The organism is Streptomyces sp. WELS2, from assembly GCF_013870595.1.
Lineage (GTDB): Bacteria > Actinomycetota > Actinomycetes > Streptomycetales > Streptomycetaceae > Streptomyces.
Window position 1 is genome coordinate 1 of sequence record NZ_JACBWZ010000043.1, and the last position, 19,330, is coordinate 19,330.

Consider the following 19,330-nt stretch of genomic DNA (forward strand, 5'->3'; position numbering starts at 1 on the left):
CGGGATTGCCGGGCTGCCTGGTCAGCCTTTCGCGCACGAGGCGCCGTTGAGGGTGAAGGCGGCCGGGACGCCGTTGGCCGTGGTGGAGGAACCGTTGAACCCGAAGCTCACGGAGCCGCCGGCCGGGATGGTCTCCGTCCAGGACTCGTTGGTGGCCTTCACCTCGCTGCCCTGCTGGACGGCCTTGGCGTTCCAGACCGAGCCGAGCTTCTGGTCCCCGGGGAAGGCGAAGACGAGCTGCCAGCCCTTGACGGCCGTCGTCCCGGTGTTGCGGATGGTGACGTCCGCGTTGAACGAGGTTCCCCAGTCGCCGAGGCGGTAGTCGACCGAGCAACTCGCCGGCGCGGGAACGGATCCGCCGTCACCGAAGACGCCCGCTTCCCGGGCCGTCTCCCGGATGCCGTCGGCGCCGGAGAAGATGCGCTGTCCCCAGGCGGTGAGGTGCGCGGCATCGAAGCCGGTGGCCATGTCCAGGTACTCGACACCGCCGCCGTTGCCGCTCCAGGACCAGCCGAGGTAGCCCACACCGAACTGCCGCGCGCTGGACATGATGGCGTCCTCGTCCGGATCACCGTCCGAGTGCATGTTCCCGAATTCCCCTACGACGATGGGAAGCCGCTGCGATATGAACCGGTCAAGGTAACTTCTCACCTTGTCGGCGGTGTTGAACACGCCGTACATGTGGATCGAGAACACCGTGTTGCGATCGGGATCCGCGGCGAATACCTCGGCGGCGTGGTCGCGCATGGTGAAGGACCAGTCCTGGCCCCAGTTCGGGGCGTCCACCATCAGCGTGTGCCGGAATCCGGCCGACCGCATCCGGGCGATGGCGGACGAGGTGTCGGAGGTCCACGCCGTGTAGCCGGAATTGCCGTACGGCTCGTTCCCGATGTTGAGGATGACGTACTTCTCCTGGCCCTGTACCGCGTCCTTGACGCCGATCCAGTAGTCGACGGCGCGGGAGAGGGTGGTGGCTCCGGCCTGCTCCCCGTAACCGGTGGTGTCGTGGGCCTCCAGGACGCAGACGAGCCGGTTCTGCTTGCACTGCGCGACGACGGCGGCGACGTCCGCGGTGTCGTTCCTCGTCCACCGGTCACCGGTGGCGAGCACCACGCGTACCGAGTTGGCGCCCAGGGCCTTGATGTCCTTCAGCGCCTGCGCGGTCCTGGTGGGGTACCAGGCGTGCGCGTGGTTGACGCCCCGCAGGACGAAGTCCTCGCCGTTCGCGTCCAGCAGCCGCCCCCCGGCGACGTGGAATCCCGGGGCCGCCAGGGCCTGTGCCCGCGTCGGTGGCTGTGCCTGCGGTTGCGTCCCCGGTTGGGCCTGCGCGGAGGACGGCGCGGCCAGTAGCGAGGCGGCGAAGGCCAGCAGCGCTCCCGCCGCGGTCATCAGTCTCTTTCTCATCTCTGCTCCCACAAATGGTGGCGCGTACGGCCGGGCGCGAGGGCATACGCGGACCGGTTCTGAATTCCGCTGCCCGGACGTCTCATCGCGGCGAGGCTAGGGCGAGAGATTGAGAGTGACAACCATCTGAGCGAAACCGGTTAAGTTTAGTGGGAGTTCAGTGGGTCGCTTCGTGACGAACCGGCCGCCTCGGGTGGGTGAGGTGCTGTCAGCGATCCGCCGGCGGACGCGCGGAGCCGGCGATGAGCGCCGTGGCGAGGTTGCCGAGGATCCGGTCCACGGTCTGGTCGGGCGTCTGGTGCGAGGTGTCCAGCCAGAGCCCGCGACGCGGGGTGTCCCGGCGTAGCGCCTGGTCGAGGAGGGCGACCGTCCAGGGACCCCCGTAGCCGTCCTTGCGCCGGCCGGCCTCGCGTCGCGCGACCGCTTCGGGGGTGGGAGCGAGGACGACCAGGTAAAGCGGCCTGGTCGTCACCCGGTCGAGGTAGGCGTCCAGGTGCTCGCCCAGCACGACATCCTGGGCGACGACCGTCCAGCCCGCCCCCGCGTACAGATCCGCGACCGCCGCGGCGGCCTGGTACCGCAGACGCAACTGCGCCGTCGCCTCGGCGGACGGCCGCGGAGTGAACTCCTCGCCACCGGACACGATCATCCGCCGGAAGCTGTCGCCGCGCAGGTGCACGGAGCGCGGGAGCCGCTCGGCGAGCAGTTGCGCGACGGTGGACTTGCCGGACGCCATGACCCCGGTGACGAGGATCACCGCGGAACCGAGTTCCCGCACTGTCGCCCCCTGTCGTAGCCGCCTCGGGCGGGAAGGGCCGCGAAGCCCCGGCAGGACGGCTCCCTCTCACGGGGCCGCCGGCTGGACCAGGGGCTTCACGCCGCTCGCCCGGTCCCGCGGGACCTACGCCCGTGTGAACCCGTGGCTCCGCTCCACTTTCGCCACGTGCAGCGTGTAGCTCTGGTACCACTCCGCTCGCCCACGCTCCTGCGCCGCGCGGTGCTCGGCGTCGCCGCGCCACTTCGCGAGGGCCTCGGCGTCCCGGAAGTACCCGACGGTGATGCCCAGCCCGCCGGGAGTCTGCGCGTGGTCCATTCCGAGGAACCCGGGGACGTCTTTCACCAGCTCTTCCATGCGTGCGTCGGTCTCGCTGTAGCCGGTCTGGTCCGGGGTCCGCACCGTGGTGAACACAGCCACGTAGTAGGGCGGTTCGTACGCTTCGACGGGCATGACAGGAGCTTCCGGGTGATCGTCCATGGCGTCACCCTAGGCGGGACGCGTCCGGCGATCCAGCGTCTCCCATGGACGGCACGCATTGGTATGGACATGTCCCGGCGGCCGCAATAGCCTGGGCTTGGTCTAGACCAACGCACGATTCGGCATGGTCAACTCCCCATACGTTCCGAGGAGCGGCTACATGCGCACCAAGGGCAAGTTGTACGCGTCCGTATTAGGCCTGGCCACCGCCGGCGCCTTCGTCCTGTCCACCGGCGGCGCCAGCGGTCACGGCTACACCGACCTCCCCATCAGCAGGCAACTGCTCTGCGCGGACGGCACGGTGCGGGGCTGCGGCGAGATCCAGTGGGAGCCGCAGAGCGTCGAGGGCCCCAAGGGCTTCCCGGCGGCCGGGCCGGCCGACGGGCAGCTCTGCTCCGGCGGCGAGACCCGGTTCGGCCAGCTCGACGGCGCCCGCACCCCCAGGGGCGCGGAGTGGCCCACCACCAAGGTCACCGGTGGCCAGAGCTACACCTTCCGCTGGCAGTTCGAGGCCCGGCACGCGACGACCGACTTCCGGTACTACGTCACCAAGCAGGGCTGGGACCAGGGCCACGCCCTGACCCGCGCCGACCTGAACACCACGCCGTTCCTGACGGTCCCGTACGGCGGCAAGCAGCCACCGGCCACCCTCAGCCACAGCGGCACCCTGCCGACCGGGCTGAGCGGCCACCACGTCATCCTCGGCGTCTGGACCATCGCCGACACGGGCAACGCGTTCTACGCCTGCTCGGACGTGACGTTCTGACCCGGGCCCCCGGGCAGCCCTGAAACCAGCGGGCGCGGGCCCGCTCCCGAACCACCGGCTTCGTGCGGAGCACGAGTACCGGACCGACCACACGGACGCCATCGCACCCCCTGTCCCGCCCCGGCCCCTCGCCGCGGGTCCGGACAGGGGGTGCGCCGGTGTCGGGACTGTCCCGTGCCGGAACCAGGGACTGCCGCCCGCACCGGTGTGGGGGCCGGGAGGCGGAACGCCGTGGCGCCCCACACATGTCTGAAATTGACTTGGTCGGAACACCAATTCCTGGCCACCGTGACCGAATTGGCCTGGTCGGGCACGCCAGTTCCTGGTCACCGACGAGGTCGGTCTCGGTGGCGTTGGTGGCGGTGAGTGCCCGGTTGACGACTCTTTCCGGACCGATTAGGCGCAGTAGCCAGCCACCGCACTCCGGAGCGGGTGCGAGGTCCTCCGAGGGCTCCGCGGGGTCGCCGAAAGTGTCGTTGAACGGGGACGACGGGCAGGTGCGGGCGGCCGTCGACAGGGTCGCGACAGGTGATATGCCGGTTAGACCCCGGTTCGGGTGGTGGCCTAAAACGACCGTTCACCAGTCTTTAACATCCCAGGTAGCTGCTTCATGCGCCTGCATGCAACTAGGCTTGATTCATGCCAAGTCAATCTTCGAAGATGGACCTCAAGGCGATTGAATTGGGCCGCTTCCTCTCCGCACGGCGTGCTCAGATCAACCCGGAGCAGGTCGGACTGCCGGTCGGCACCCGCCGCCGTCCCGGTCTGCGCCGGGAAGAGGTCGCCATGCTCGCCGGTGTCGGCGCGTCCTGGTACCAGTGGATCGAGCAGGGACGGGCCAAAAATGTCTCTCGTGAGGTCCTGGAGGCCATTTCCTGCGTCCTCAAGCTCGATACCATCGAGCACCGCTACATGATGAGCCTCGCAGGCGTCGTCGGCCCCGAACGGGCCGAGCCCCAGCACGACGGGCTGCTGATCCACCAGGTCGTCGAGGGGTACCAGCCCAACCCGGCGTATGTGCTGGACCGTTACTGGAACGTGGTGGCCGCCAACGCCTCGGCCCTGCGGCTGCTGGGCGCCCACCTGACAGAGGGCAACTACCTGCGGCTGTTGTTCACCGATCCCTCGTTCAGGGAGCTCTACATCGACTGGGAGCAGGGAGCGGCCGACGAGATCGCCCGCTTCCGGGCGCATACCGGAAACCGCTTGGGCGAACAGGAACTCACCTCCCTGATCGAGGAACTCCGCGCAGAGAGCGGAACCTTCGCTCGGCTGTGGGAAACGCGCGACGTGTCGGACGGCTCCTGCACCGTGCAGGAGATGAGCCACGGTGAGCTGGGGCAGGTGAGCTTCAGCCGCATCACGCTCGACTTCACCTGCCACGGCGGATACCGGCTGGTGCTGCTCACCCCGGACCAGGCGACCCGGGAACGGATCGCGGCCTGTTGGGAGGACCGCGCGTCCAAGACCGTACAGTCGCTGGAGCCCGCTGCCGCCGACATGAGACGAAGAGACGATGACACCACAAGCGACCTGCTGGAACACCCCCGCGCGAGACGTCCGCTCGATGCGCCTGGGCAACCACACTCTGACCTATCTCCCGGACGGCGACGTCCAGTTGGATCCTCGCGGATGGTTGCCCGACTCGACGCACGCTGACTGGACAGCACCACAGCGCAGCATTCTTCTGGACCGGGAGGGCTATCTCGCCGCGTCCATCGGGGGACTTCTCATAGAGCACGGCGGCCGGGCGATGCTCATCGATGCCGGGTTCGGCCCGCGCAGATGGGCTGCCGTGCAGACGCACCCGGTACTCGGCGTGCTGCAGGGCGGCAGTCTGACCGCCTCCTTGAAGCAGGTGGGGAAGACTCCGTCGGACATCGACCTGATCGCGTTCACCCATCTGCACGACGACCACTTCGGCTGGGTCTTCGCCGCCCCGGACGCACCCTTCCAGGACGTACGGCTCGTCGCCTCGGAGCAGGAGTGGGCATGGTGGCCCGGCGCCCGTTCCGTCCGGCACCGGGTGGCCGCCAAGGACGGCGAGGAAATCTTCCCCGGCGTCACGGCCTGGGTCACCCCCGGCCACACACCGGGCCACACCACGTACGTGATCTCAGCGGGTGACCAGCGCCTGATCGCCTTCGGCGACGTGTTCCACAGCATGGGTCAACTGGATGCCCCTGACTGGCGGGTATCGATGGACATGGTTCCGGACGAGGCCGTCCGCACCCGCAAGAGAGTGCTCGACGAGCTGACCCGTCCCGACACGCTCGCGTTCGGCAACCACTTCTCCGACGTCCAGTTCGGCCGACTCGACCCGTCTGCCGACGGTGCCCCCTGGGAGCCGCTCGACCTCAGCCGGTAGACACACACTGACGACAGGGCCTGTCCGCCTCCGGAAACGGTACGGCGGCAGGCCCTTCGTCATGAACGGAGCCCAACTGGTGGTGGTGGCACCAGTGCTGGCACCGATGGTTTCGTCACAGGCTGTCAACCAATGCGTGCAGCCACAATCATCGTGGTCGTGAGTTCGAGATTTGCTGTGGTCGGAGCCTACGGTTCCGGCAAGACGATTCTGACCGAAGCGCTGGAACACCTGACCGGCCTTCCCCGGACGCAGGGCTCGCCCATGCGCGAGCCCATCGGCGGCGAGGGCGTCTCCATCCACAACTGGACCGAGGGCCAGGTTCTCCAGCTGACCGTCAACCGGTATGCGGAGCGCATCGCCGGTGAGGCGGCCCTGCCGGAGGGCTTCTTCTCCGACGGTTCCGTCCTGCACGAGTGGATCTACGCCAAGCTGCGTCTCGTGGCCGGCTCCTACCCGGGCACCGATCATCCGCTGGACAGCCGCTACCGCGACCCGGTGACCCGTGCCTACGAGCAGGTCGCCGACGAGATCGGCCTGCTGGCCAAGCGGCACGTCGCACGCGGCGCGTACCAGGCGTTCCTCCACCTGCCGATCGAGTTCGAACTGGCGGAGAACAACCGGCCGATCAACGAGACCTTCCGCAAGCTCTCCGACGAGTTGTTGCTCCCCGCGCTCGAGGAATCCGGTGTCCCCGTGCACACGGTGGCCGGCTCCCTGGAACAGCGCCTGGAACAGGTCCTTGAGATCACCGGCGTAGAGCCGCTGATCACGGTGGCCGAGGCCGTCAAGAAGACCCAGAACGCCTGATCCGGACACCAGCAGAAGGACAGCCAGTGAGTATTCACCCGAAGACCCCCAAGTTCAGCGAGAACCCGAACCTGCATCTCGCGATATCCGGAACGTATTCCACCGGAAAGTCCACCACCACCGAGGCCCTGTCGATCGCCACCGGTATTCCCCGCACGCACGCCAAGACCTCGCGCGAGCTGCTGGTCGACCTCGTTCCCGGCAAGACCGTCATGGAACTGAACGCGATGGAGCTGGTCAAGCTCGGTCTGCGCCGGTTCGAGGAGCGAGTCCACAACGAGTCCCGCGAGTCGGCTTTCATCTCCGACGGTGGCGTCTTCCACGAATGGGTGTACTTCGAGGCGCGGATGCGCGTCGGCATCAACCCCGGCGCCGACTGGTGGTTCAAGGGCATCAAGAAGGTCGTCGGTCTGCCGGTCAAGCACTTCTACCAGCGCTACACCGACACGCTGGGCGAGATCACCCGCTCCCGCGCCAAGCGGATCTACGACGCCTATGTGCACCTGCCCGTCGAGTTCGACATGGAGCCCGACGGTCACCGCCCGGTGTCGGAGAAGTTCCGCCGTCTCTCCGACGACCTGCTCATCGAGTCCCTCGAGCGCATGGGCATCCCGTACCACATCGTGGGCGGCCCCATCCCGGACCGCATCGAGAAGATCATCAAGATCTTCGACCTGCCGGTGGTCGTGCCCGTCGAGGAAGCCATCGAAGAGGCCCAGCGCCGGGTGAAGGCCGACATCGAAGACCTCAAGGCCGACGCCCGCTACCACGAGCAGCAGCGCCAGAAGTCCCTCGCGCGCCGCATCGGCTGGGCCCTGCGCTACTGAGCGCGCGCCACCACCAAGTCCTCTACATTTCCGGAAGGAAGTCCTGACGTGTCCGGCACCAAGCCGCGCCACCTCGGGGCAGTGCTGGCCCTGCTGGCATTCGCCCAGATGATCATCGCGATCGACTACAACATCGTGTTCGTCTCCCTGCCGGAGATCGGCACGTCCCTCGGTTTCAGCGCGCAGAACCTGCAGTGGGTGGTCTCCGCCTACGCCGTCGCCTTCGGCGGATTCCTCCTGCTCGGCGGCCGCGCGACCGACCTGTTCGGCCGTAAGAACATGTTCATCCTCGGCATGTTCCTCTACGCCGTCTCCTCGCTCGCCGGTGGTCTGGCCGGCGAACCCTGGATGCTCATCGTCGCCCGTGCGGTGCAGGGCCTGGGCGGCGCCTTCCTCGCCCCCGCCACGCTGTCGCTGGTCACCACGCTCTTCGCGGAGGGCGCCGAGCGCAACCGGGCCCTGTCGGTCTGGGGCGGCGCAGGCGGCTCCGGCATGGTGCTCGGCTCGATCCTCGGCGGTCTGCTCACCGACTGGTTCGGCTGGTCGGCCGTGTTCTACGTGAACGTGCTGATGGCCGGTGCCGGCCTGATCGCGGCCTTCATCCTGCTGCCCGAGACCGAGCGCAGTGCCAGCAGCGGTTTCGACCTGCCCGGCGCGGTGCTGGGCACCGTCGCCTCGACCCTGCTCGTCTTCGGCCTCGTCCAGGGCCCGGACAAGGGCTGGACCGCGCCGGTGGTCATCTGGTCCCTGGTGGTCGCGGTCGTCCTGTTCGCGCTGTTCGTGGTGGTGGAGTCGAAGACGGCCTCCCCGCTGGTCCCGCTGCGCCTGTTCCGGAACCGGAACCTGTCCACCGGCACGGTCATCACCTTCCTGTTCATGGCCACCTTCGGTGCGCTGGCGTACTTCCTGACCCTGCTGTGGCAGACCGTCCAGGGCTACAGCGCGTGGGCCACCGGGTTCGCCTTCGTCGTCCCGTCCGGCCTGGTGCTCGTCGGCACCATCGTCGGCGGCAAGGCCGCGACCAAGCTGGGCGCCCGCAACACGCTGCTGCTGTCGCTCGCCCTCGGTGTCGTGGGCACCGTCGCGCTCGCCCTGGTCATCGGTGCAGGACGCCCGTACCTGGCGCTCGTGGTTCCGCTGGCCGTGCTGTCCCTCGGCCAGGGCATGGTGTTCACCACCATGTTCGCCGCCGCCTCCACCGGTGTTCCGGCTCAGGACCAGGGCATCGGCGGCGGCATCGCCACCACCGGCCAGCAGATCGGTGGCGCGGTCGGCCTCGCCGTCCTGATCGCGCTCGCCGGCGCCTTCAACGGCACGGACGCCGCCCAGGACCCGGCACAGCTGGTCGACGGAATCAAGGCGGCCACCTGGGCCATCGCCGCAGGCATCGCACTGACGGTGCTGGCCGCGCTCAACCTGCGCTCCACCCCGGCCGTCGCCGCGGAGAGCGCTCCCGAGCCGGAGCTCGCGAGCGAGCACGTCTGATCGGCTCGGAACCGTGCGAGGTGGTGCCCGGCCCCCGACACCCACAGTCGGGCCGGGCGCCACTCTCGGACTCTTCAATTGCTTGACTCACAGGGGGATTCATCATGTCAGCTCGGGCGTCGGCCCTCGCCTACCCATCCGTCGACGACAAACTCGGAGACCGTGGAACCCGGTTCTTCGGCGAGGGCTTCAAACGCGTCGCCCACGCTGTGACCCACGTCAGCGTCACTCCCGCCACCGGCACCGTCGAGGCGACCGCCGGGCTCTCTCTTCCCGGTACCTGGTCGCAAAAGGGCCGGACCAAGCAGCGCCCCCACCTCTCGACCATCGATGTGATGCTGCTCGCCGCCCAGCTCACCGGCCTGTACACCGGGCACACCTTCGAACACGACCCGACCCGGTTCGTGGTCCGCGGCGTGAAGATCCGGGCAGGCGCCCAGCCCGACGAGGACGGTCTGGAGCAGTTCCCCGTCCACGCCGTGCACCGCTCCACCACCGACGCGCCGGGCGGCGAGCAGATCACCACGATGGACTGCCGTATCGGCGGCATGACCATCACCGTGGTCGCCGCACACCCGGCCGGCAGCCCGGTCGAAGCGCCCGGGTTCTACGCCCAGGCCGGCCACCTCCCCGGGGTGTGGAACGACCGCCCTTACGGCGTCGACCACCACACGCAGTCGCAGCTGCTCACCGACGTCCACGCCGACGTGGCGGATCTGAGCGCCGGCGCACGGCTGGAACTCACCGGCAAGGGCGTCTTCACCGCGATCGACCTCTTCGTCTCCGCTCTGCAGCTCGGCCAGGTCCTGCTGTACGAACTGGACGGCGTGGACCGGGCCGGTTCGAACACGCTGTGGATGCGCAGGACCGACATCACGATCGGCAAGGGACCCGACACCGACCGGGCATATGCCGCGCAGAGGTTCACGGTCCGGCTCGAGAAAGCCCAAGAGCTGCCCACCAGGCAGGGCACATGGCGCACGGCGCGCATCCGCGCCGACCATGCAGGGCTCTCTCTGGCCTGCGACGTCACCCACCTCCTTCCCTGAAACGCCCAAGGAGAACCGGCATGTCCTCTGCTGTGATCGGTCTCGGCACCTATCTCCCGCCACGGCGCGTCAGCAACGAAGAGCTCGCCGACCGTTTCGACACCAGCGACGAATGGATCAGCACCCGCACCGGGATCCGCACGCGCCGCTGGGCCGACACCGGTGTGTCGACAGGCGACCTCGCCGTCGCGGCCGGTGAACGGGCCATGAAGTCCGCGAACCTGGCGCCCGGAGACGTGGACGCCCTGGTCCTGGCCACCACCACGCCCGACCACCCCTGCCCGGCCACCGCACCCGACGTGGCCTCACGGCTCGGTCTCGGACACATCGCCGCCTACGACATCAGCGCCGTGTGCTCCGGCTTCCTCTACGCACTGGCGGCCGGTCACGGGCAGATCGCCTCCCAGCAGGCCCGGCGGGTCCTGGTGATCGGCGCCGAGACCTACTCGACGATCCTCAACCCCGCCGACCGCACCACCGGCGTGATCTTCGGCGACGGGGCCGGCGCCGTGGTCCTCGCCGCGCAGGAGGCCACGGACCAGGCCGGGGTGGTCCTCGGCGTGGACCTCGGCTCCGACGGCTCCCAGAAGCAGCTCATCCGCATTCCCGCGGGCGGTTCCCGGCAGCGCACGATGCCGGGCGACGTCCCGGAAGAGGATCACTACTTCACGATGGAGGGCAAGGCCGTCTTCCGACAGGCGGTCACCCGCATGGGCGGCTCGGCCACCGCGCTGCTCCAGCGCATCGGCTGGAGCACGGACAGCGTGGACCACCTCGTCGGCCACCAGGCCAACGTGCGGATCCTCAAGGCACTGGCCGACTACCTGGAGATCCCCACCGAACGGGCCGTCATCAACATCGACCGGGTCGGCAACACCTCCGCCGCCTCCATCCCCTTGGCACTGGCCGACGCCGCTGAGCAAGGCCGCCTCAAGCCCGGCGACCGGATCCTCATGACCGCCTTCGGCGGCGGTCTGACCTGGGCCTCCGTCGCCATCACCTGGCCCGACATCACCCCCGCCTGAACAGCGAGAGGAAGTTCCGCATGACCACCACCACTGCCGGTCTCGAGCAGCAGATCCTCGACGTCCTCGTCAGCGAGTACGAGGCCCCGGCCGACACGACCGGTCAGACCAGCTTCGACCTCCTCGGCTTCGACTCCCTCGTCCTGGTCGAGCTGGGTGTCGCCCTGACGAAGAGGTACGGCGTCGAGATAGGCGACGAGGAGCTCAGAGAAGCCGGCAACGCGGCCCGGACCGCCGAGCTCCTCCTGTCCAAGGGCATCACTGTCTGAGCCGCCCGCAATCCGCCGACCCCCAGGGCGGGGTGCCCCCGCCCCCGCCCTGGGACGCCCTCCCACCGGAAAGTCATCTCATGGGCCGAACCCGGATCGCCTACTTCGATGTAGACGGCACCCTTACCACCGGCACCAGCCTCTTCCGCTTCCTCGATTACTACCTCTCCGCCACCGGACATCCGCCACAGGCCTACCAACAGGCGCGACAAAAGCTCAAGGCGATGACCGCCATGGGCGTTCCCCGTGAAGAGACGAACCGGGCCTACTTCGCCAACCTGGCCGGCGCGCATGCCGCCGACGTCACCGATCTGGCGCAGGAGTGGTTCAAGTCCGAGCTGGCGCACGGTGGGTACTTGAACCCGCACGCCGTCCAGGCGCTGTCCGAACACCAGGCGGCAGGGCATGTGACGGTCCTGGTCTCCGGTTCCTTTCCCGCGCTGCTCGACCCCATCGCGGCCCACCTCGGTACCGACGAGACCTGGTGCACCTCTCCGGAGATCAGCCACGGGCGGTACACGGGGCAGTTGGCCGCACCGCCGGTGATCGGCCACCGCAAGGCCGACATCGTTCTGGCCGCCGCCTCGGCGCATCGCGCCGATGTCGGCGAGTGCACCGGCTACGGCGACCACGTCTCGGACCTTCCGATGCTGGAGACAACGGGAAACGCCGTCGTGGTCGGGGGAGACCGGGAGCTGCGCAGGACCGCCCAGGTCCGCGGCTGGCGGCTGCTGCCCTCCGCGCCCCCGGCACCGCACCTGCCGAGGAGCAACTCGTGATCACGGATCCGTCCTCGCACCGGCAGGCCACCGACGAGGAGATCGACTGGTGGCTCCAGGCCGAGACACTGCTGGCCCGCGCCCGTGACCGTATCTCGGCCGAGCTCAAACGGTTCGGCCTGACCCAGAGCGCCTACCTGACCCTGGACCGGCTCGCCCGCACCGACGTACCGCTCCGGATCGCGGAGTTGGCCTCCTCGGTGCGCCTCAGCCCCTCCTCGTCCTCCCGGCTCGTCGACAAACTGGTCAGCGACGGATACGTCACCAGATCCGTGTGCGCGTCCGACCGGCGCGGCGTGTACGGCCACCTCACCGACCACGGCCGCGCCCTGCACGCGAAAGCGGGTCCCTACTACCGCGCCGCGCTGGCCCAGATCATCGACCACCACGACCTCATCAACCCTCCAGCACCCGGCGGAAGGAAAACCCCGAACATGCGTGCCGTCGCCGTCCCCGCCTTCGGAGACGCCAGCGTTCTCACCGTCGCCACCGATCTGCCGGTCCCGGAGCCCGGCCCGGGACAGATCCGGGTCCGCACCGCGGCCGCCGCGGTGAACCCCACCGATCTGCTCCTGCGCTCCGGCGCCATCGCCGCCTACGTCGAGCACCTGTCCACGCCCTACATCCCGGGCATGGACGTGTCAGGGGTGGTCGACGACGCCGGCGATACCGGTTTCGAGCCCGGCCAGCAGGTGATGGCCTTCGTCGACCCGTTCACCACGGGCCGCGGCGCCCAGTCCGAGTACGTCGTCGTGGAGGCGGCCGACGCCGTGGTGGTCCCCGACAGCCTGGACCTGGACGCTGCGGCGTCGCTCCCGATGAACGGCCTGACTGCCCACGAGGCGCTCAGCGTCCTCGATCTGCCCGAGGGCTCGACGGTCGTCGTCACGGGTGCCACCGGCGCCGTGGGCGGCTACGCCGTCCAGCTGGCCAAGCACTACGGCCACACCGTCGTCGCGGCCGCCGGCGAGCAGGACCGGGAGCTCGTCACCGCACTCGGCGCCGACCACGTCGTGCGCCGAGCCGACGGCCCCGACGCCTACCTCGACGTACTGCCCGACGGCGCGGACGCGGTCATCGACGCCGCCGTCACCGGCGCCGACGCGCTCCGCCTCGTGCGGGACGGTGGTCAGCTGGTCAAAGTCCGGCCGTACGACCTCGACACCGAACGCGGCATCACGATCCACCGCGTCTACGTCGTCGACTACCAGCCCAAGCAGCAGGCACTCGCCGAGATCGCCGACCTCGCGGCACGCGGCGTCCTCACCCCCCGGGTCGCCGGCCTCTTCACCCCCGCCGAGGCACACCTCGCCCACCAGTCCCTGGAAAAGGGCGGCGTCCGCGGACGCCAGCTCATCGTCTTCCGGGGCTGAGCGGTCCGAGGGCCCGTGACCCGGCCACGGCCGGGCGGCGCCGTGGAGGCCGGGGCGTCGTCCCGAGGAAGTCCCGCGGATGTCGCGGCCTCCCTGTCCGACCCGCTGTACCGCAGGCCGGACAGGGAGCGGCGGCAGCGGCGTATCAGATGTCCCGGAAGATCTCGATCTGCGCACCGATCGAGTTCAGGCGCTCGGCCAGGTCCTCGTAACCGCGGTTGATGACGTAGACGTTGCGGAGCACGGACGTGCCCTCCGCCGCCATCATCGCCAGCAGGACGACCACGGCCGGGCGCAGGGCCGGCGGGCACATCATCTCGGCGGCGCGCCAGCGGGTCGGGCCCTCGACCAGGACCCGGTGCGGGTCCAGCAACTGGAGCCGGCCGCCGAGGCGGTTGAGGTCGGTCAGGTAGATGGCGCGGTTGTCGTAGACCCAGTCGTGGATGAGGGTCTTGCCCTGCGCGGTGGCCGCGATGGCCGCGAAGAACGGGACGTTGTCGATGTTCAGGCCGGGGAACGGCATGGGGTGGATCTTGTCGATCGGCGCCTCCAGCTTGGAGGGGTGGACCGTGAGGTCGACCAGGCGCGTACGGCCGTTGTCCGCGCAGTACTCGGGGCTGCGCTCGTGGTCGAGCCCCATCTCCTCCAGGACCGCAAGCTCGATCTCCAGGAACTCGATCGGCACCCGGCGCACCGTCAGCTCCGACTCGGTGACCACGGCGGCGGCCAGCAGGCTCATCGCCTCGACCGGGTCCTCGGAGGGGGAGTAGTCGACGTCGACGTCGATGTTCGGCACGCCGTGCACGGTGAGCGTGGTGGTGCCGATGCCCTCCACCTTCACGCCCAGCGCCTCCAGGAAGAAGCACAGGTCCTGGACCATGTAGTTGGAGGAGGCGTTGCGGATGACCGTGACGCCGTCGTGGCGGGCGGCGGCCAGCAGCGCGTTCTCGGTCACGGTGTCGCCGCGCTCGGTCAGCACGATCGGCCGGTCCGGGCGGACCGAGCGGTCCACCTGCGCGTGGTACTGGCCCTCGGTGGCCGCGATGTCCAGACCGAACCGGCGCAGGGCGATCATGTGCGGCTCGATGGTCCGCGTGCCCAGGTCGCAGCCGCCGGCGTACGGCAGCTTGAAGCGGTCCATGCGGTGCAGCAGCGGGCCGAAGAACATGATGATCGAGCGGGTGCGCACGGCGGCCTCCGCGTCGATCGCCGCCATCTCCAGCTCGGCGGGCGGGACGATTTCCAGGTCGACGCCGTCGTTGATCCAGCGGGTACGCACGCCGATGGAGTTCAGTACCTCCAGCAGGCGGTACACCTCCTCGATGCGCGCCACCCGGCGCAGCACCGTGCGTCCCTTGTTCAGCAGCGAGGCGCACAGCAGGGCCACGCACGCGTTCTTGCTGGTCTTGACGTCGATGGCACCGGACAGACGGCGACCGCCGACCACGCGCAGATGCATCGGGCCCGCGTAACCCAGGGACACGATCTCGCTGTCCAGGGCTTCACCGATTCGGGCGATCATCTCAAGGCTGATGTTCTGGTTGCCGCGCTCGATGCGGTTGACCGCGCTCTGGCTGGTGCCGAGCGCCTCCGCGAGCTGCGTCTGCGTCCAGCCCCGGTGCTGCCGGGCGTCACGGATGAGCTTGCCGATGCGTACGAGGTAGTCGTCTGACATGACCTTGAGGCTATCTCAGATATGAGATGGCGCTCGCCAAGGGGGTCCGTTCGGGTGACAAGAGTGACGCGGCGTCAGCCGCCCGGCCGTACGCGCGAGGGGGCGGTACGCCTGGACCGCCTCTGTCCGGATCCATCCGGACCGGGCGGAGAACCGCGTGCGGACATGACCAAGCCGCGCCCATGTACTACTGTTATCTCGACATCGAGATATCTGCCGAGGCGCACCGCGGTCGCCACACTGGTAAGGCATGCCTAACTTAGCCTGACCTTACTGGTTCGGCCAAGCCGGCGTGGCGGCACGATTGACGGTGGTACGCGCACATCAATGAAGGAGACTGTCGTGTCGGCGAACAGCTTCGACGCCCGCAGCACGCTGCAGGTGGGCGGCGAGTCGTACGAGATCTTCCGGCTGGACAAGGTGGAGGGCTCGGCCCGGCTGCCGTACAGCCTCAAGGTCCTGCTGGAGAACCTGCTCCGCACGGAGGACGGCGCGAACATCACCGCCGACCACATCCGCGCCCTCGGCGGCTGGGACTCCCAGGCCCAGCCCAGCCAGGAGATCCAGTTCACGCCGGCCCGCGTGATCATGCAGGACTTCACCGGTGTCCCCTGCGTCGTGGACCTCGCCACGATGCGCGAGGCCGTGAAGGAGCTGGGCGGCGACCCGGCGAAGATCAACCCGCTGGCGCCGGCCGAGCTGGTCATCGACCACTCCGTCATCGCCGACAAGTTCGGCACCACCGACGCCTTCAAGCAGAACGTCGAGCTGGAGTACGGCCGCAACAAGGAGCGCTACCAGTTCCTGCGCTGGGGCCAGACCGCCTTCGACGAGTTCAAGGTCGTCCCGCCGGGCACCGGCATCGTCCACCAGGTGAACATCGAGCACCTGGCCCGCGTCGTCATGGTCCGCGACGGCAAGGCCTACCCCGACACCCTGGTCGGCACCGACTCGCACACCACCATGGTCAACGGCCTCGGCGTCCTCGGCTGGGGCGTCGGCGGCATCGAGGCCGAGGCCGCCATGCTCGGCCAGCCGGTCTCCATGCTCATCCCGCGCGTCGTCGGCTTCAAGCTCACCGGCGAGCTGAGCCCGGGCACCACCGCCACCGACCTCGTGCTCACCATCACCGAGATGCTCCGCGAGCACGGTGTGGTCGGCAAGTTCGTCGAGTTCTACGGCGAGGGCGTGGCCGCCACCTCCCTGGCCAACCGCGCCACCATCGGCAACATGTCGCCGGAGTTCGGCTCCACCGCCGCCATCTTCCCGATCGACGGCGAGACCCTGAACTACCTGCGCCTGACCGGCCGTTCCGAGCAGCAGGTCGCCCTGGTCGAGGCGTACGCCAAGGAGCAGGGCCTGTGGCTGGACCCGGCCGCCGAGCCCGACTTCTCCGAGAAGCTGGAGCTGGACCTCTCCACGGTCGTCCCCTCCATCGCCGGCCCGAAGCGCCCGCAGGACCGCATCGTCCTCGCCGAGGCCGCCCAGCAGTTCGCCAAGGACGTCCTCAACTACGTCGAGGCGCCGGTCGCGCAGACCGCGGACGCCGCCGCCTCCCCGGTGGACGAGGCCAGCGCCGAGTCCTTCCCGGCCTCCGACGCCCCGGCCTACGGCCACGAGGAGAACGGCGCGGGCGCCCCGCAGCACGGCCAGGGCACCGGTGCCGTCCCGTCCAGCCCGGTCACCGTGACGGCCCCCGACGGCTCGTCGTACGAGATCGACCACGGCGCGGTGACGGTCGCGGCCATCACCTCCTGCACCAACACCTCCAACCCGTACGTCATGGTCGCCGCCGCCCTGGTGGCCAAGAAGGCGGTCGAGAAGGGCCTGACCCGCAAGCCGTGGGTGAAGTCCACCCTGGCCCCGGGCTCCAAGGTCGTCACCGACTACTTCGACAAGGCCGGCCTCACGCCGTACCTGGACAAGCTCGGCTTCAACCTGGTCGGCTACGGCTGCACCACCTGCATCGGCAACTCCGGCCCGCTGCCGGAGGAGGTCTCCAAGGCGGTCAACGACCACGACCTCGCCGTCACCTCGGTCCTGTCCGGCAACCGCAACTTCGAGGGCCGGATCAACCCCGACGTCAAGATGAACTACCTGGCGTCCCCGCCGCTGGTCGTCGCCTACGCCATCGCCGGCTCCATGAAGCTGGACATCACCCGCGAGGCCCTGGGCACCGACCAGGACGGCAACCCGGTCTACCTGAAGGACATCTGGCCCTCCGAGGCCGAGGTGAACGACGTCGTCGCCAACGCCATCGGCGAGGACATGTTCTCCAAGTCCTACAGCGACGTCTTCGCCGGCGACGCCCAGTGGCAGTCGCTGCCGATCCCGACCGGCGACACCTTCGAGTGGGACCCGGAGTCCACCTACGTCCGCAAGCCCCCGTACTTCGAGGGCATGACCATGGACCCGGCCCCGGTCGAGGACATCACCGGCGCCCGCGTCCTGGCCAAGCTGGGCGACTCGGTCACCACCGACCACATCTCCCCGGCCGGTGCCATCAAGGCCGACACCCCGGCCGGCAAGTACCTCACCGAGCACGGCGTCGAGCGGCGTGACTTCAACTCCTACGGTTCCCGCCGGGGCAACCACGAGGTCATGATCCGCGGCACGTTCGCCAACATCCGCCTGCGCAACCAGATCGCGCCGGGCACCGAGGGCGGCTACACCCGCGACTTCACGCAGGACGGCGGCCCGGTCTCCTTCATCTACGACGCCTCGCAGAACTACCAGGCCGCCGGCATCCCGCTGGTCGTCCTGGCCGGCAAGGAGTACGGTTCCGGCTCGTCCCGCGACTGGGCGGCCAAGGGCACCGCGCTGCTCGGTGTGAAGGCCGTCATCGCCGAGTCCTACGAGCGCATCCACCGCTCCAACCTCATCGGCATGGGCGTGCTGCCGCTGCAGTTCCCGGAGGGCGCCTCCGCCGAGTCCCTCGGCCTGACCGGCGAGGAGACCTTCTCCATCTCCGGCGTCACCGAGCTCAACGAGGGCCGTACCCCGCGCACGGTGAAGGTCACCACCGACACCGGTGTGGAGTTCGACGCGGTCGTCCGCATCGACACCCCCGGTGAGGCCGACTACTACCGCAACGGCGGCATCATGCAGTACGTGCTGCGCAACCTGATCCGCAAGTAAGCGGCAGGGCACAGCGGTTCAGCGGCAAGGGCCGCGTCCCCGGCATCCGGGGGCGCGGCCCTTCGCCGTCCGGTGCCCCGCGCCGGGCGGCCGGCGGGAGGGCTCTGGGCGGACCCGGTGGCCGAGTGCACCGGGTCCGCGAGCCGGGCAGGTGAGGGGGGCGGGTACCTGCCCGGAGAAGGGGGCGCGGGCGCGGGGGCCGACGTGACCGCCGAGCCTCGCGACATCGTTGTCATCGACTTGGTCCCGACTGTACCGCCGCCCCCGCCGACCCCGTCAACCCGCTCCCGTAGCCCGACCGGGTGATACCGGCGCGCGCCTGCCGGAGCGTACGCGGGCCTCTGTGGTACCGGTGGCCCCCGCTGTTGCCGGAGGGGGCTGCGCGACCCGTGGTGTGCGGCCCGTCCGTGGCGAGGGCAGCCCGTGTGCGGGAGAAGGGGTGGCCGTTGGCCCCCTTGACCGGCGCTTGACCTCAAGCGGACTTGAGCTTCTACGTTCGTCCCGTTGCCGGCGACGGCGAGCCTCGGGCCGCCGGTCAGCCGAAGTGCCGTGCCGTCATGAGGGGGTTGAACGATGAAGGCTGTCGCGTTCCGCGCGTTCGGAGGGCCCGAGGTCCTGGAGCTGATGGAGCTGCCGACGCCCGAACCGGGGCCGGGCGAGGTGCGGGTCAGGGTGAAGGCGGCCGGCACCCAGCCCACCGACTGCGCGGTGCGCACCGGCTGGGTCCCGCCGGGCTTCACCCTCACCTTCCCGCACATCACCGGCGGCGACTTCGCCGGTGTGGTGGACGCGCTCGGCGAGGGCGTCACCGGCTTCTCGGCCGGCGACGAGGTCCTGGGCTACCGCACCCAGCTCACCTACGCCGAGTACCTCGTCGCCCCCGCGGACCAGATCGTGCCCAAGCCCGCCGCGCTGTCCTGGGAGGTCGCCGGCTGCCTGTCCGCCTCCGGGCAGACCGCCCACACCGCGATCGAGATCCTCGGCGTCGGCCCGGGCGAGACGGTGCTGATCAACGGCGGCGCCGGAGGGGTCGGCACCGTCGCCGTGCAGCTCGCGGTGGCCCGGGGCGCCAAGGTGATCGCCACCGGCCGCGAGGAGAACCACGCC

The 19,330-nt window shown here is 69.4% G+C and carries 17 protein-coding genes; 13 read left to right on the forward strand and 4 right to left on the reverse strand.

From position 1 onward, the window contains the following. Positions 1 to 21 precede the first annotated feature (21 nt). The 3 genes from H5J33_RS04840 to H5J33_RS04850 all read right to left on the reverse strand — a co-directional run bounded on the left by H5J33_RS04840 (position 22) and on the right by H5J33_RS04850 (position 2,659). Positions 22 to 1,404 carry a cellulase family glycosylhydrolase gene (locus H5J33_RS04840; protein ID WP_181793537.1) on the reverse strand — a complete coding sequence of 461 codons (1,383 nt, stop codon included), beginning with the start codon at positions 1,402 to 1,404 and terminating at the stop codon, positions 22 to 24. A 208-nt stretch (positions 1,405 to 1,612) separates the two neighbouring features. Further along, positions 1,613 to 2,182 (reverse strand): AAA family ATPase, encoded by a 570-nt coding sequence (locus H5J33_RS04845; RefSeq protein WP_181793538.1) that lies wholly within the window; start codon positions 2,180 to 2,182, stop codon positions 1,613 to 1,615. A 123-nt stretch (positions 2,183 to 2,305) separates the two neighbouring features. Next, entirely contained in the window at positions 2,306 to 2,659 is a 354-nt protein-coding gene (locus H5J33_RS04850; RefSeq protein WP_181793539.1) for an antibiotic biosynthesis monooxygenase, read from the reverse strand. 160 nt (positions 2,660 to 2,819) lie between these two features. Between H5J33_RS04850 and H5J33_RS04855 the strand changes: the two genes are divergently transcribed. The 11 genes from H5J33_RS04855 to H5J33_RS04905 all read left to right on the forward strand — a co-directional run bounded on the left by H5J33_RS04855 (position 2,820) and on the right by H5J33_RS04905 (position 13,410). Continuing rightward, positions 2,820 to 3,425 carry a lytic polysaccharide monooxygenase gene (locus H5J33_RS04855; protein WP_181793540.1) on the forward strand — a complete coding sequence of 202 codons (606 nt, stop codon included), beginning with the start codon at positions 2,820 to 2,822 and terminating at the stop codon, positions 3,423 to 3,425. A gap of 660 nt (positions 3,426 to 4,085) precedes the next feature. Further along, complete coding sequence (locus tag H5J33_RS04860; RefSeq protein WP_181793541.1) at positions 4,086 to 5,084, forward strand: helix-turn-helix transcriptional regulator; 999 nt, start codon at positions 4,086 to 4,088, stop codon at positions 5,082 to 5,084. Next, entirely contained in the window at positions 5,062 to 5,793 is a 732-nt protein-coding gene (locus H5J33_RS04865) for an MBL fold metallo-hydrolase (protein ID WP_181793553.1), read from the forward strand. Before H5J33_RS04860 ends, H5J33_RS04865 begins: the two co-directional genes overlap by 23 nt. A gap of 132 nt (positions 5,794 to 5,925) precedes the next feature. Further along, positions 5,926 to 6,603 carry an AAA family ATPase gene (locus H5J33_RS04870; protein WP_181793542.1) on the forward strand — a complete coding sequence of 226 codons (678 nt, stop codon included), beginning with the start codon at positions 5,926 to 5,928 and terminating at the stop codon, positions 6,601 to 6,603. Positions 6,604 to 6,629: 26 nt separating this feature from the next. Next, positions 6,630 to 7,430, forward strand: a complete 801-nt coding sequence (locus H5J33_RS04875; RefSeq protein WP_309485320.1) for an ATP-binding protein — start codon at positions 6,630 to 6,632, stop codon at positions 7,428 to 7,430. 48 nt (positions 7,431 to 7,478) lie between these two features. Next, a complete protein-coding gene (locus tag H5J33_RS04880) occupies positions 7,479 to 8,915 on the forward strand; it encodes an MFS transporter (protein WP_309485321.1) in 1,437 nt (478 codons plus the stop codon). Positions 8,916 to 9,019: 104 nt separating this feature from the next. After that, complete coding sequence (locus tag H5J33_RS04885) at positions 9,020 to 9,964, forward strand: AvrD family protein (RefSeq protein ID WP_181793543.1); 945 nt, start codon at positions 9,020 to 9,022, stop codon at positions 9,962 to 9,964. A 20-nt stretch (positions 9,965 to 9,984) separates the two neighbouring features. Further along, entirely contained in the window at positions 9,985 to 10,989 is a 1,005-nt protein-coding gene (locus H5J33_RS04890; RefSeq protein WP_181793544.1) for a beta-ketoacyl-ACP synthase III, read from the forward strand. A 20-nt stretch (positions 10,990 to 11,009) separates the two neighbouring features. Continuing rightward, a complete protein-coding gene (locus tag H5J33_RS04895) occupies positions 11,010 to 11,258 on the forward strand; it encodes an acyl carrier protein (protein ID WP_181793545.1) in 249 nt (82 codons plus the stop codon). An 80-nt stretch (positions 11,259 to 11,338) separates the two neighbouring features. Next, positions 11,339 to 12,037, forward strand: a complete 699-nt coding sequence (locus H5J33_RS04900) for an HAD family phosphatase (RefSeq protein ID WP_181793546.1) — start codon at positions 11,339 to 11,341, stop codon at positions 12,035 to 12,037. After that, on the forward strand, positions 12,034 to 13,410 hold the full coding sequence (locus H5J33_RS04905) for an alcohol dehydrogenase catalytic domain-containing protein (RefSeq protein ID WP_181793547.1): 1,377 nt from the start codon (positions 12,034 to 12,036) through the stop codon (positions 13,408 to 13,410). The genes H5J33_RS04900 and H5J33_RS04905 overlap by 4 nt, the downstream gene beginning before the upstream one ends. 145 nt (positions 13,411 to 13,555) lie before the next feature. Here H5J33_RS04905 and H5J33_RS04910 read toward each other — a convergent pair whose 3' ends face one another. Next, positions 13,556 to 15,085, reverse strand: coding sequence for a UDP-N-acetylglucosamine 1-carboxyvinyltransferase (locus H5J33_RS04910; protein WP_181793548.1), 1,530 nt, complete (start codon positions 15,083 to 15,085; stop codon positions 13,556 to 13,558). Positions 15,086 to 15,427: 342 nt separating this feature from the next. Here H5J33_RS04910 and H5J33_RS04915 point away from each other — a divergent pair, with 342 nt between their 5' ends. Then, positions 15,428 to 18,223: an aconitate hydratase gene (locus tag H5J33_RS04915; protein ID WP_309485322.1), complete on the forward strand. Its 2,796-nt coding sequence runs from the start codon at positions 15,428 to 15,430 to the stop codon at positions 18,221 to 18,223. Positions 18,224 to 18,796: 573 nt separating this feature from the next. Beyond that, positions 18,797 to 19,330: NADP-dependent oxidoreductase (locus H5J33_RS04920; RefSeq protein ID WP_181793550.1), on the forward strand; the 534-nt coding region annotated here is incomplete at its 3' end.

What these genes read in the sequence shown, in the direction of transcription:
- H5J33_RS04840 (WP_181793537.1), bottom strand. Translation starts at nt 1,404, where the DNA reads ATGAGAAAGAGACTGATGACCGCGGCGGGAGCGCTGCTGGCCTTCGCC.
- H5J33_RS04850 (WP_181793539.1), bottom strand. Translation starts at nt 2,659, where the DNA reads ATGGACGATCACCCGGAAGCTCCTGTCATGCCCGTCGAAGCGTACGAA.
- H5J33_RS04855 (WP_181793540.1), top strand. Translation starts at nt 2,820, where the DNA reads ATGCGCACCAAGGGCAAGTTGTACGCGTCCGTATTAGGCCTGGCCACC.
- H5J33_RS04860 (WP_181793541.1), top strand. Translation starts at nt 4,086, where the DNA reads ATGGACCTCAAGGCGATTGAATTGGGCCGCTTCCTCTCCGCACGGCGT.
- H5J33_RS04870 (WP_181793542.1), top strand. Translation starts at nt 5,926, where the DNA reads ATGCGTGCAGCCACAATCATCGTGGTCGTGAGTTCGAGATTTGCTGTG.
- H5J33_RS04885 (WP_181793543.1), top strand. Translation starts at nt 9,020, where the DNA reads ATGTCAGCTCGGGCGTCGGCCCTCGCCTACCCATCCGTCGACGACAAA.
- H5J33_RS04890 (WP_181793544.1), top strand. Translation starts at nt 9,985, where the DNA reads ATGTCCTCTGCTGTGATCGGTCTCGGCACCTATCTCCCGCCACGGCGC.
- H5J33_RS04895 (WP_181793545.1), top strand. Translation starts at nt 11,010, where the DNA reads ATGACCACCACCACTGCCGGTCTCGAGCAGCAGATCCTCGACGTCCTC.
- H5J33_RS04900 (WP_181793546.1), top strand. Translation starts at nt 11,339, where the DNA reads ATGGGCCGAACCCGGATCGCCTACTTCGATGTAGACGGCACCCTTACC.
- H5J33_RS04910 (WP_181793548.1), bottom strand. Translation starts at nt 15,085, where the DNA reads ATGTCAGACGACTACCTCGTACGCATCGGCAAGCTCATCCGTGACGCC.